The 12,670-nt window shown below is 39.6% G+C and carries 14 protein-coding genes; 9 read left to right on the forward strand and 5 right to left on the reverse strand.

The window, feature by feature from the left end; translation table 11 throughout:
* Window positions 1–48: 48 nt before the first annotated feature.
* The 7 genes from EHO65_RS08715 (at window position 49) to EHO65_RS08745 (ending at window position 6,451) form a co-directional block, all read left to right on the forward strand.
* Window positions 49–495 carry a YqaA family protein gene (locus EHO65_RS08715; RefSeq protein ID WP_135773718.1) on the forward strand — a complete coding sequence of 149 codons (447 nt, stop codon included), beginning with the start codon at window positions 49–51 and terminating at the stop codon, window positions 493–495.
* Window positions 496–717: 222 nt separating this feature from the next.
* Window positions 718–2,037, forward strand: a complete 1,320-nt coding sequence (locus EHO65_RS08720) for an NAD(P)/FAD-dependent oxidoreductase (RefSeq protein WP_135773719.1) — start codon at window positions 718–720, stop codon at window positions 2,035–2,037.
* On the forward strand, window positions 2,028–2,810 hold the full coding sequence (locus EHO65_RS08725) for a DUF1365 domain-containing protein (protein ID WP_135773720.1): 783 nt from the start codon (window positions 2,028–2,030) through the stop codon (window positions 2,808–2,810). The genes EHO65_RS08720 and EHO65_RS08725 overlap by 10 nt, the downstream gene beginning before the upstream one ends.
* The gene (locus EHO65_RS08730) at window positions 2,797–4,092 is read left to right on the forward strand and encodes an SAM-dependent methyltransferase (RefSeq protein WP_135773721.1); all 1,296 of its coding nucleotides are present in this window, start codon (window positions 2,797–2,799) and stop codon (window positions 4,090–4,092) included. Before EHO65_RS08725 ends, EHO65_RS08730 begins: the two co-directional genes overlap by 14 nt.
* Entirely contained in the window at window positions 4,089–4,571 is a 483-nt protein-coding gene (locus EHO65_RS08735) for a DUF2062 domain-containing protein (RefSeq protein ID WP_135773722.1), read from the forward strand. The genes EHO65_RS08730 and EHO65_RS08735 overlap by 4 nt, the downstream gene beginning before the upstream one ends.
* 24 nt (window positions 4,572–4,595) lie before the next feature.
* Entirely contained in the window at window positions 4,596–5,387 is a 792-nt protein-coding gene (locus tag EHO65_RS08740; protein ID WP_135773723.1) for a DUF1295 domain-containing protein, read from the forward strand.
* Window positions 5,388–5,416: 29 nt separating this feature from the next.
* Window positions 5,417–6,451 carry an SAM-dependent methyltransferase gene (locus tag EHO65_RS08745; protein ID WP_135773724.1) on the forward strand — a complete coding sequence of 345 codons (1,035 nt, stop codon included), beginning with the start codon at window positions 5,417–5,419 and terminating at the stop codon, window positions 6,449–6,451.
* Window positions 6,452–6,494: 43 nt separating this feature from the next.
* Here the strand turns inward: EHO65_RS08745 and EHO65_RS08750 are convergent, their stop codons facing one another.
* Window positions 6,495–7,115: a TetR/AcrR family transcriptional regulator gene (locus EHO65_RS08750; RefSeq protein ID WP_135773725.1), complete on the reverse strand. Its 621-nt coding sequence runs from the start codon at window positions 7,113–7,115 to the stop codon at window positions 6,495–6,497.
* An 85-nt stretch (window positions 7,116–7,200) separates the two neighbouring features.
* Here EHO65_RS08750 and EHO65_RS08755 point away from each other — a divergent pair, with 85 nt between their 5' ends.
* Window positions 7,201–8,784: a phytoene desaturase family protein gene (locus EHO65_RS08755; RefSeq protein ID WP_135773726.1), complete on the forward strand. Its 1,584-nt coding sequence runs from the start codon at window positions 7,201–7,203 to the stop codon at window positions 8,782–8,784.
* A gap of 9 nt (window positions 8,785–8,793) precedes the next feature.
* Window positions 8,794–9,549: an SGNH/GDSL hydrolase family protein gene (locus tag EHO65_RS08760; protein WP_135773727.1), complete on the forward strand. Its 756-nt coding sequence runs from the start codon at window positions 8,794–8,796 to the stop codon at window positions 9,547–9,549.
* A gap of 130 nt (window positions 9,550–9,679) precedes the next feature.
* Here EHO65_RS08760 and EHO65_RS08765 read toward each other — a convergent pair whose 3' ends face one another.
* The 4 genes from EHO65_RS08765 to EHO65_RS08780 form a co-directional block, all read right to left on the reverse strand.
* Window positions 9,680–10,435 carry a hypothetical protein gene (locus EHO65_RS08765; protein ID WP_135773728.1) on the reverse strand — a complete coding sequence of 252 codons (756 nt, stop codon included), beginning with the start codon at window positions 10,433–10,435 and terminating at the stop codon, window positions 9,680–9,682.
* A gap of 47 nt (window positions 10,436–10,482) precedes the next feature.
* Window positions 10,483–10,689: a hypothetical protein gene (locus tag EHO65_RS08770; protein WP_008589214.1), complete on the reverse strand. Its 207-nt coding sequence runs from the start codon at window positions 10,687–10,689 to the stop codon at window positions 10,483–10,485.
* 78 nt (window positions 10,690–10,767) lie between these two features.
* Complete coding sequence (locus EHO65_RS08775) at window positions 10,768–11,316, reverse strand: hypothetical protein (RefSeq protein ID WP_135773729.1); 549 nt, start codon at window positions 11,314–11,316, stop codon at window positions 10,768–10,770.
* The gene (locus tag EHO65_RS08780) at window positions 11,300–12,409 is read right to left on the reverse strand and encodes a KamA family radical SAM protein (RefSeq protein WP_135773730.1); all 1,110 of its coding nucleotides are present in this window, start codon (window positions 12,407–12,409) and stop codon (window positions 11,300–11,302) included. The genes EHO65_RS08775 and EHO65_RS08780 overlap by 17 nt, the downstream gene beginning before the upstream one ends.
* Window positions 12,410–12,670 lie beyond the last annotated feature (261 nt).

The following is a 12,670-nucleotide window of genomic DNA, read 5'->3' on the forward strand; positions in this document are numbered from 1 at the left end:
TGAAATTGGATTTGTTCTGAAAAAAATCTAGGATCTGGAGAACCAAAGTTGGAACTTTCAAAACTTTTGTCGGAATTCCTACAAGCATATGCAGGTCCCGGTTTGACACTGATCTCTTTCGCGGCCGCTACCTTGCTTCCCTTCAGTTCTGAGGCAGCACTTATGGGAGCAATCTGGTCCGGACTGTCTCCAGGTGAGGCAGTGTTTTGGGCTTCGATAGGGAACTGTGCCGCTTGTGCATTCAACTATTCATTAGGCTATTGGTTCGGGAAAAAAATAGAAACTAGGATCTCTGAATCTAAAACATATTCAGGTTGGGCAGAAAGAATGTCCAGATGGGGATACTGGGCCTTAGGCTTTTCTTTTCTACCATTTATAGGAGATCCAATCACGGTGCTTTCCGGATTTTTCAGACAGAAGTTTTGGATCTTTGCTTTGGTAGTATTTTCTCTTAGGATCTTAAGGTACCTTGCTCTTGCTTACGGGTTAGGCTGAGATACTAAAAGTTGTAATATTCCGCTTATGTTTAAGGGCATCACCTTGAACAGATCTCAAATTTGTTTTTACTAAAACTACGAATTCGCTTTTAATGGCCGAGCTTTGGAAAAATTTTTCCAAACCTAAAAGGTATAAGCCAAGTCTATAAAAAAGCCTTCTTAAGACCTATCTATAAGAAGGAACCCCAACAATACGAAACCAAAAGGAAGAAGGAAGTTTTTGAAAAAGAATTCTCCCCTCAAGAAGAAGTCCCCAAAGACCTCTAACCGAAAAAAGGAAAAACTTGCAATCGTAGGTTCCGGCATTGCAGGAATGGGCTGCTCTTATTTCCTAAGAGATCACTATGATATTACCGTTTTTGAAAAAGCAAACTATGTTGGAGGTCATACAAACACGGTATTCGTACCAGAAGAAGATAAGAAGATCCCTATCGATACTGGATTTATAGTATTCAATCATGTAACTTATCCTAACTTAAAACGTTTTTTTGAAGAATTGAATGTGCCCACAAAGAAGACCAGCATGTCATTTAGTGTACAACATGTCCCTGATAATCTGGAATTTTGCGGTTCGGGATTGAATGGTCTATTTGCCCAAAGAAAGAATATATTCAATCTCCGTTTTTTACGTTTGCTCTTGAATATCAATCGATTCAACGACGAGTCTCCTAAGATATTGCAAGATCCTAAATATAGAGAATATTCTTTGCATAGATATATAAAAGAAGAGGGGTATCATCCCGATCTTTTGACATACTATCTTGTGCCGATGAGTTCTGCAGTTTGGTCTACACCGGAAGATCTGATGTTGGAGTTCCCCGCTTATTCTTTAGTTCGATTCTTCTTAAATCACGGATTTCTAGGACTGAACACTCAGCACCAATGGTATACAGTAGATGGTGGCTCTATTGAATATGTAAAAAGACTACTTTCATCTGATCGGGATCGTTTTCACACAAGTTCACCGGTATTAGGTGTGGAAACTACTCCAACTGGAAAAGCCAAACTTATATTTAAGGGGAAGAAGTCCCAAATATTCGATAAGGTCATACTTGCCTGCCATGCAGACAGTTCTTTATCAATCTTGAAAAAGCCGACATCTTTACAGAAAGAATTATTATCTCAGTTTTCTTATCAGGAGAATATTGCAACCTTACATACTGATGATTCTGTAATGCCAAATACAAGATCTACTTGGTCTTCTTGGAATTATAGAATGGATCGGATCCAAGGCAAGATCAAACCCCATACGATTTATTGGATGAACTGTTTGCAGGGAGTGTCAAAGAAGAAGGATTATTTTCTATCTATAGGAGATCCTGGGCTTGTGGATCCTAAAAAGATCTTGAAAAGGATTAATTACGAACATCCTCTTTTTCACGTCGGTTCTTTAAAAGCACAAGGAAAATTATCCGAACTGAATCGAAAGGGACCTATCTATTTTTGCGGTAGTTATTTCAGATATGGATTCCATGAGGATGCTTTCTGGTCAGCTAAAGAATTATCGGAGACCTTACTCGGAAAAAAGGTATGGGACTAAATTCCAAGATAGTCGAAGCCAGGGTCATGCATGATCGCAAGATCCCTAAACCGAATCGGTTTAATTACGGGATCTTTACATTCCAATTGGACTTGGACGAACTTGATATAGTAAACGATCGTTTATGGATGTTTGGAAATAATAAGTTTCGTGTATTTTCTTTTAAGGATAAGGATCATTTAAACTTCGGAAAAGAAGGTATAAAAGAAAATTTTTTAGAGTACTTAAGACAGGAAGGAGTCAAAGAGAAGGTAGAAAAGGTAACGCTAATCACCAACCTAAGAGTATTCGGCTATGTCTTTAATCCGGTATCATTTTATTTTGCCGAGGATAAGGACGGAAATCCAATATGTGCCGTTGCTGAGGTTGGAAATACATTTGGAGAAATGAAGTTATTCTTCCTTGGAAAAGGATCCTTCGATCAAAAAGGATTTAAAAAGAAAGAAGGGAAGTTCTTCTATGTTTCTCCATTTGTCAGTTTGGACTCAGAGTTCGAATTTTATTTAAATCCTCCCCAAGGCGGAAGGGTAAACTTAAGGATAGACGCTTTCGAAAATGGAGAAAGGGTCATGGTGACAACTTATACTGGAAAGGTTTTAGATCTAACGGATCTAAACCTAATCTGGATGTTTCTCAAATATCCTTTCGTAACTTTGAGAGTAATCGGGCTTATACATTGGCAGGCCTTTCTTCTTTACCTGAAAAAACTCCCTTTCATTCGAAAGAATGAAGGATTAGACAAACAAAGAGGATTGCACCTTGGAAGGCGATAATATTGCAAAAGTAGAACCGTTAGAAAGTGCAGGTTCCGAGATCGGGACTTTAAGTTTTTATGAAAGGATTTTTTTCTCGGCTTTATCGGGAATGCAAAAGGGATCTTTGCGTATTCTTTTTCCGGACGGTGGGCAAAGATATTTAGGAAATCCTAATTCTTCTGATCCTCCCGAGTTCCATCATGCAATCCTGCAAGTGAAAAACAGAAAGTTTTTCAAGAAGTTGGTATTGTACGGAGACCTTGGGCTTGCAGAATCCTATATGGACGGGGACTGGGACACTGACGATATTCGAGCGATCATTTGTTGGTTCTTATTAAATATAGAAAGTACACCTTCTGTTAGTGGTTCTAACAAAAATTTAATTCATCTTACATTAATGAATTTAGGGAATCGGCTTTTACATTTGTTCAGAAAAAATTCCATTCGAGGAAGTAAGAAAAATATTTCTGAACATTACGATCTAGGAAATGATTTTTATAAGAAGTTCTTAGATCCTACGATGACGTATTCTTGTGCCTATTTTTCAGATCCAACGAGATCTTTGGAAGAAGCCCAGATCGCTAAAATCGAGAATCTTTGCAAAAAATTGAAACTCAAGGCTTCCGATCATTTACTGGAAATTGGAACCGGCTGGGGCGCCTTCTCCACTTATGCAGCTAAGAATTATGGGTGCAAAGTGACTTCTTATACAATCTCGGAAGAACAATACAAATTTGCAAAAATGAAAATTTCCGACATGGGCTTGGAAGATAAGATAGAAGTCCGACTGGAAGATTATAGAAAAGTGGAAGGCTCTTACGATAAGATCGTGACCGTAGAAATGTTAGAAGCAGTAGGTCATCAGTATTTCGAGGACTTCTTTGCAATGTGTCATAGGGTTTTGAAAAAAGACGGACTGATGGCTCATCAGATTATTACCTGTCCGGATTCTAGATACGATTCTTTTAGAAAGGGAGTGGATTTTATCCAAAAACATATTTTCCCTGGATCACTTTTGCCTTCTATTGCAAGGGTCAATGAAGCGATCAATAAGACTGGTGATATGTTTCTCCACGAATTGGAAGATATAGGCAAATATTACGATCAAACTCTGATGTCTTGGCATAAGGGATTCGAAGAGAATATTTCTTCGATAAGAAGTATGGGCTATGATGAATCTTTTTTGCGTAAGTGGAGATATTATTTTTCGTATTGCGCTGCAGCCTTCCATATGAGAAATATCAGCGTGGTGCAGGTAGTATATACCAAACCGAATAATCTCGGATTGAATTCTCAGTGACAAAATTAGAAAACCAAGAATCGAAACTTTCTTTTTTAGCAAAAGCTAAAGTAAGGATCCTGGAAGAATTAAAAACCGGAACCAGTCCGGAAAAGATCGCACTATCTTTAGCAATTGGCGGGGCGATAGGTATTTTTCCTTTGATAGGGACCACTATGGCATTATGCGCCTTCTTAGGTTTTATTTTAAGACTGAATCCTGTCTCAATTCAAATTGCAAATTATGCAATGTATCCATTTCAAGTTTTTCTAATAATCCCTTTCTTGAAATTAGGAGCTTATTTATCAGGCAAGGAGCAGGATTTGACCTGGGCGTATAAGCTTGTAGAAGGAGATAGTTCTCAGGTTTGGGAAGGTCTTTCTCATTCTGCAGGATATGCAGTTCTCGGTTGGACTTGTATGGTGCCTATTCCAGCAGGGATCTCTTACTTTCTATTAGTGATCCTGGTCAAAAAGACGAATCAAATCGTTCGTAAATAAATCCATGTATATCGGAGAACTCTAATGTACGAAAAAGCCGTGTCCTTAATGTTCAGTGCCTGGGTCGTTATATTCTTTCTAATGAGTCTACTTTGGTTGATTGGAAAGCTGATCAAAAACTATTCGATCGTAGACGTGGGATGGGGACTTTGTATCTCCACGGTTGCAATTGTATATTTTATCTTAGGCGATGCTTTTTCTGTGAGAAAGGCTATCTTTGCATTTATGGCAACTGTTTGGGGTTGGAGACTTTCTTATTTTATATTTACAACAAGAGTTTTGACCGGACATGAAGACGCAAGATATACTGAATTTCGAAAGGATTATGGAGAACAGGTAGATCGAAAGTTTTTTATTAATGTATTCCAGTTCCAAGGAGTTCTAGGAACAATCTTAAGTCTTCCTTTTCTTTTTCCAGCTTTGAATCCTTCTATCCAAACGCATCCTTTAGAAGTGATCGGTCTTTGTGTTTTCGCAATTGGACTTTGGGGGGAATCAGTTGCAGATTTCCAATTAGCAGAATTCAAATTAGATCCTGCCAATAAAGGAAAAGTATGCGATGCTGGGCTTTGGAAATACAGTAGACATCCAAATTATTTTTTTGAATGGATCATCTGGATCTCTTTCGGCTTAGTTTCTCTTGCTTCTCCTTGGGGCTGGATCGGCCTTATCTCTCCATTAGTCATGTTTATCCTTTTAACAAAGATCACCGGCATTCCTTTGAACGAGATCGGGCAATTAAGATCCAAAGGGAATTTATACTTGGAATATAAATCCAGGACGAGTGCATTCTTCCCTTGGTTTCCCAAAAAGTAGATTTGAATTAGAATATAGGAAAACTTACTATGAGTCTGATCTATACCCTAATGGAAAAGAATGTTTTCCCGGATTGGTTGATCCGATTTAGGATACGACAACTTCTGCACCTTAGGCTTCGTATGGAAGATAAAGGGAGCCTCGAAAAGAATCAGGAACATCTGATTCAATATGTAAATTCCTTAAAACAATCTCCCATTGCAATTGATACACATGCTGCAAATGAACAACATTACGAAGTCCCTTCTTCTTTTTTCAAATTGGTGATGGGGAAGTATATGAAGTACAGCTCAGGTTACTGGACTTCTCCCGATATTGGAATTGACGAATCTGAAAGGACGATGTTGGGCCTTACCTGCGAAAGAGCAGAACTAGAGAATGGTATGAATGTTTTGGATCTGGGTTGTGGTTGGGGCTCTCTTTCTCTTTATGTAGCGGAGAAGTATCCAAAATGTAAGGTGACAGGTGTTTCCAATTCCAAAAGCCAAAAGAAGTTCATAGATTCGGAAGCAAAGAAAAGAGGTTTAAAAAACCTGAATATTCTAACTGCGGATATGAATGTATTTAAGACTAACCTGAAATTCGATCGTATTATCTCTATCGAAATGTTAGAACATATGAAAAATTACGAGGTTTTATTTGGAAAGTTGGCGAGTTTCCTGAAACCAAAGGGAAAATTTTTCGTACATATATTCACCCACAAGAAATTTGCTTATCCATTCGATATTGTAGATGATACGGATTGGATGGCGAAATACTTTTTTACGGGAGGGCAGATGCCTTCTCATGCTCTATTCTTATATTTTCAAAAAGATTTTCAGATCAGTAATCAATGGGTAGTAAACGGCAATAATTATGCTCTTACTTCTGAAGCCTGGCTTTCCAACATGTACAAGAATAAGGAAGAAGTCCTTCAAATTTTAGGAGAAACCTACGGTAAGGAACAGGCAGTGAAATGGTTTGTTTATTGGAAAACCTTCTTCATGGCATGCGCAGAACTTTGGAAATATAATAATGGAGAAGAATGGATTGTCTCCCATTATCTTTTTGATAAGAGAAAGTAAAAATTACAGGCCTACAGTCTTTTCTTAAAGCCTGCAACTATAATTACGCTTTTAATCCTGTGTATAAAAACTGGATTAAATCTTTAGTGATCTTTCTTGCCTGTTTGATCTCTATAGATCGAAACATCATTTGTTGGCCGGATAATAGTACTGCAACTCCATGAGCCATGGTCCAAGCTGAGGTCGCTGCTTTTTCCGTATTTCCTTCCGGGATAAGTCCTGCTTTTTGACAGTCTCTGATGATCTCTACTATAATCTGAAATGTTTCATCCTCGGTTTTGATCAAAGAATCGTATTTAAGATGGCTTTCGATCTGGTTTCCATACATGATCCGAAATAGATCAGGATTTTCTAATGCGAATTCCACATAGGAAACTCCGGATTCCCTAAAAAGGAGCAAAGGGCGTTTCTTATATTTTGATCTTAGCTTCTTTTGTCTTTCTGCTAAAATCTTAAATCCCTCCTCTGCGATGTCTGCATATAAGGATTCTAAATCTGGATAATGTCTATAGGGAGCAGATTGGCTTACTCCGGCCAGAGTCGCAGCTTTTCTCAGACTTAGGGCCTTATAACCTTCTTCTTTCAAGATCTTTATAGAGGCATCTAATAAGGCTCTTTTTAGGTCTCCGTGGTGGTATGAATTTTTTTCTTGGGAATTTTTCATGTTGACATGTATTACATTAAAGGTTCTAATTATTAAACTTAATGTGTTCAGTGTTCACATTGAATGCGAATGAGAGGTTTTGTCAATGAATATTGATCAAGTAGGAAACGAATTCGATATTATATTTATAGGTTCCGGAATGGGAAGCCTAACAACTGCGAGTCTTTTGGCCCAATCCGCGGGTAAGAAGGTTTTGATCCTGGAAAAACATTTTCAACCGGGCGGTTTTACTCATGAATTCCAAAGAAAACAAGGAAAGTATCATTGGGATGTGGGAATTCACTATGTAGGCGATATGCATGAAGGTGGACTTTGTAAGAAGATCTCTGATAAGATCACTCGTGGGCAACTCGCATGGAAAAGAATGCCAGACCCTTTTGAACGTTTGGTTTTTCCTTCTCGAAAATTCGATATCTATGGAGATCCGGAAAAGTTCAGATCGGATCTAATTAACGAATTTCCAGAAGAAGAGGAAGCAATCGAAAGGTATTTAAAGGATATCAGAAAAATTTCAGTCCTTTTCGGAAAAGCAATCATGATGAGGCTTTCTCCTCCTCCATTGGATTCTCTCATTGGCATTTTGGGAGAAGGAAATGTAGTAACTCTCAAGGATTATTTCGATAAAAATTTTAAGAGCGAGGACTTGAAGGGAATTTTAGCGGCCCAATGGGGAGATTATGGTCTTCCTCCATCTAAAGTTGCTTTTGCTATGCACGCAACACTCGTGCAGCATTATATCAACGGAGGTTATTATCCAGTGGGTGGCGCTGGTAAAATTTTCGATACGATAGAACCAATTCTTCAAGAAAATGGTGGTGCGGTCCTTTCTTCCGTAGAAGCAAAGGAAATCCTGATCAAGGATGGAAAGGTAGTAGGGGTTAAAGCAAAAGCGTTAAGAGGAGAAGGTCATGAGCGAGACTTCTACGCTCCGGTAGTGATCTCTTGCGCGGGAGCTTATCCTACTTATACAAAATTGATCCCTGATTCATTCCCGATTTCTTTCAGAAAGGATTTAAAGGATTTTTATAATAGAGAAAGAATGACTACAAGTATTTGTCTCTATCTTGGTCTTTCAGAAAGTCCTGCAAAATTTGGATTTAGTGGGGAGAACTATTGGATTTTCTCTTCTCCGGATCATGATAAGAATTTTTCTGAAAGAAATGATTGGCTTTCTGAAAGTGATGAGATACCGAATCTATATCTTTCCTTCCCGAGTTTAAAAAATCCGGAAGCTAAATCTCATACAATGGATGTGATCACATTCACGGATTATTCTAATTTCGCAGAATGGAAGGACGAACCTTGGAAGAAAAGGGGAGAAGAGTATAAGGAATTTAAGGAAAGGATCATAAATCGTATCCTGACCACATTAGAGAAAAGATTTCCTGGTCTAACTAAATTGGTGGAATTTGCCGAACTTTCTACTCCGATCACGAATGAACATTTTACTTCTCACCCGGATGGCGCAATCTATGGTTTAGCTTGTGTACCTGAAAGATATAAGAAGGAAAGAAGTCCTTGGTTTGACGTAAGAACTCCTGTTGAGGGCCTTTATTTAACTGGGGCAGATGCTGCTTCTCCAGGAATAGCAGGTGCGATGATGGGGGGATTAGCAGCTGCTTTAGCAGTAACTGGAAATGCAAATCTACTGAGAGAATTGAGAAATTAGAAAATTCTAATGAAAGAGATCCCATTTTATACTACGAGCCTTCTATTATCCCCGTTACTTTTATGGCAGGGGTTGAAGGCTCGTAAAACGATCCCTCGTTTGCCGGAAGCTTCCGGTCCGGACTTTGGGGAATTTCCTGGTTCTAATCCATTCCACCTTTTGGTTTTGGGAGAATCTACTGTCGCAGGTGTGGGAATTCCCGATTATAAAAGTTCTTTGACCGGGCAAATTGCCTCTGCTCTTAAAAGCAAGAGTGGGAGAAAGATCTTTTGGAAGGCGATCGGACAAAGTGGGATCACTCTAAAAGAGGCAAAAGTGAAGTTTGGATCTCGTTTACCTGAATCCTTTCCTGATGCGATCGTTCTTGCTTTGGGTGCAAACGACGTAGTAAAATTAAACTCTCAGAAAAAATGGTCTGATGATCTGCAAGACTTGATTGGCGTTTGTAGATCTAAATATCCGAATGCTCCGGTCTTTATTGCAGGAGTTCCTCCTCTTGGGATTTTCCCTGCCTTGCCGAAGACTATGAGATTTATTTTGGGTTGGAAAGCTAGACATTTAGACCAGGCTTCTTCCTATCTTTCCGCGAAGTTAGAAAATGTATTTCATATCCCAATGAGAAAGATCGGATCTCTTTCTCCGGAAGGGATCTTTTGTTCGGACGGATTTCATCCTTCTATAGAAGGATGTTCTATTTGGGGCGAAGAAATTGCAGATTCTATTTTGGCTGAAGCGGTAAACAATTTTTCTAAGAAAAATTTGTAGGAGCTCCTACAAGATTAGTCCAAGAATATTAGTTGCGAGCATGATGTTTTTGTGATATAGAAATTTTCGAGGTTCCCACGGGCCACTCCCCCCTCCCAAAGCAGGGTGGGGGCGGTTTTGCAAAATTTCTCTAATAATTCAGTTTTAAGATCCGGATCTCTTTTTCTTCGAAGCGGAGAGTTTCTTTGAGCTGGTTAAATCTTTCCGCAGAGAAAGGAGACTCTGGAGAGCGGAGTTCCTTTTTCAACTTTAGAACTTCTTCATATAATTCGAGTAATTCCAAAGTGTTTCCCTTTGCTTCTTTTGAATAAAGCGCACGGAACATAGGCCCGATCCTGGAAGGGATGTCCGAGTTAACGATTTCTGCGATCCCAAGATCTTCGATATGTCGGAACATCCAATTTTGGAGATAGACTGTCAGAAGTCTTTCCATTCTGACCACATCTTCTTTAGTATTGCGTGGAACGATCCCTTTGTAGAATCTATATCGTTTTCTTAAATATTTGCCTGCGGTGTTTCCATCGATCGGCTCTGATTTAAGTTTGTCCCATTCTTCTTTAATGACCGGAAAGTATTCTGATCCGAAATAAGGTTCGCCAAGTTCGCAAATATGAATGGCTCCAGGGTCGTAACTTCTCATTCTGGTGCGGAATCCGTCCCAGTCTGCTGCCAGTAAATTGACCTGTCCCTGGCTTTGGAGTGGTTCCATAGCCTTGTTGATCTCTCGGATAAAATTCCCTTTGAGCTGATCGGAAGGATCAGCAAGCACTAGGAAGTTGAAGTCGGAGGATTCGTCTCCTTCTCCTCTTTGTCTAGAACCGAAAAATATAAGTTCAAATGGTTTTAGGGAGGAGACGCTGGATAGATTTTCTTTAATTCGTTCCATGGCTTAGATTGCTTTCGTCTCTAGTCTAGGATTATTAGAAGATATTATTATTCGAAAAACAAACGCATCCTGGAAAGATTTTCCAAAATTGCTTTGTAGGCCCGATCTCTATCTTCCGGATCTCCGAAGGGCAGCGATTTTACGTGGTTGAAGTCATGGTAGGTGATCTCTATGGAGTTTGCCGCCATGTTCTTTTTGATGGAGGAGATATAGTCTAGATTAATGACCTCGGTATCCCCCAATTTTAACCACATTCTATTTTATCCCCGGGATCTCTTCTCCCCGCCGGATAACATACTTTCCGGATCAAAATCGGTCAAGAAAATACACTGTTAAAACGCTTTTATTCCCCGGCTTACGAATTCATGGAATTCTTTTCCTAATTCCGCAGTGCCCAATCCCTTTTTGTTTTCCAATTGGGTTTCGAATACGAATATGAACGCTTCCTTTTGCCATTCCCAACGGACGTAACATTTTTCAGCTCCGGATCCTTTGGCGCAGCCTGAGAATACCGTTGCTCTGGAATTTTCTCCCATTGGGAAATATTGAAATTGTCTGGTATTGAATTTTGACTGGTCCGTTTCGGATACCAATTGTCTGAAATCGTTTGAATTATCCTCGGTGTACGAAGAGGCCCGGAAACTTTCGAAATTGGAATTCGTGTCGGCTACTTTACATTCGTAGAATAGGCCCCTAGCGAATAATCTTCCTGAGTTAAGTAAAACCGAATGGCCGCCTGTATAATATACTACATCGTAATTGAGTCGAAGTGCCGACGGATTTTCAGCTACGACCGAGGTCGGATTCTCTTGGTGGCTTTTGCATTCTGAGAAGGCCAGTGCGGTTATGAGTAGAATGAGGACTTTAAAAACCGATCTCATACAGATCTCCTTTATAATTTCGGAATACATAAGAAGAAGTTTTGGTTTCTTCCAGATAGTTTGCTGGTAGAGGTACTTTTCCTCCTCCACCCGTTAGATCCACTACGTAAAGAGGCACACTTAGGCCGCTGATACTTCCTCGGATCTGTTTCATGAGTTCCACACCTTCTTCTATAGGAACCCTAAAATGAGAAGACCCGAATACCTCGTCGCATTGGTGTAGATAATAGGGTTTGATGCCGATTTTGGTGAGCCCGTAGAATAAATCCGTCAAAGCTCCTACAGAATTATTGATCCCCTTCAAAAGTACAGCCTGATTCAAAACAGTTACTGCACCTTCTTTTACTAACATCCCGATCCTTTCTTTTACCAGTTCGGTAAGCTCTTTAGAATGGTTGAAATGTGTGACCAGATAGATCGGAAAATGTTTTTTAAGCACCTGGCAAAGTTCAGGTGTAATCCTCATAGGAAGCGTAACTGGGTACCTGGTATGAATTCGAACCTGATTGATATGAGGAATAGATTTTAATTCGCCTAGAAGATAATCCAGTTTGGAATCCGACAGATTTAAAGGATCTCCTCCTGATAAGATGACTTCTTTGATCTCGGTATGTTCCCTAAAATAATGGATTGCGTCTTTCCAATCTTCCGCACCAGGAGTTCCTGCAGATTGAGACACTTTTCTTTTTCTAGTACAAAATCTACAATAGACTGCACATACATGAGATAGATACCAAAGTGCCCTGTCTGGATAACGATGTGTTACTCCTTTGACTGGCATATATGATTCTTCTGCCAATGGATCTCTTCTGTCCCAGGCTCTTGTATGTAGTTCTTCTTTTCTGGGTAAAACTTGTAATCGTATAGGGCAGTTTGGATCTTCCGGATCCGCTAGGTTTAAATAATAAGGAGTAGCGGAGAAGCTGAACACTTCCGAGCAAGCGAGTAATGCTTCTTTTTCTTCGGAACTGATCCGGATAGTTTTTTCCAATTCGGATCCATCTTTGATCCGATTTTGGATCTGCCATTTCCAATCCAACCATTCCGATTCGGAAACTTTCTTTTGTTTTGGATGTGATGAAACGAGTTCCAAGAAGTCCTCTTACTGATGGATTCTCATGCCTGCAATTCCAGTCAACTGAGTATCCGTATAAAAAAGAAGGAAACCAAACATAGGTTTCCATTCGAGTCGTTTATTTATATAACCTCGAGGAGTATGCCCATCAGTTTTAAAGTTGGAGACTTAGGAGAAGGATGAGCAAGATTTCCCGTTTTCTGTTTTTGCCGAAGCGGAACTTTGCCCGAAACCGCATTCATGCTTTTTACGGGGAAAAAGTCCTCCCGAGGACTTACA

It is taken from the genome of Leptospira andrefontaineae (genome assembly GCF_004770105.1).
Lineage (GTDB): Bacteria > Spirochaetota > Leptospiria > Leptospirales > Leptospiraceae > Leptospira_B > Leptospira_B andrefontaineae.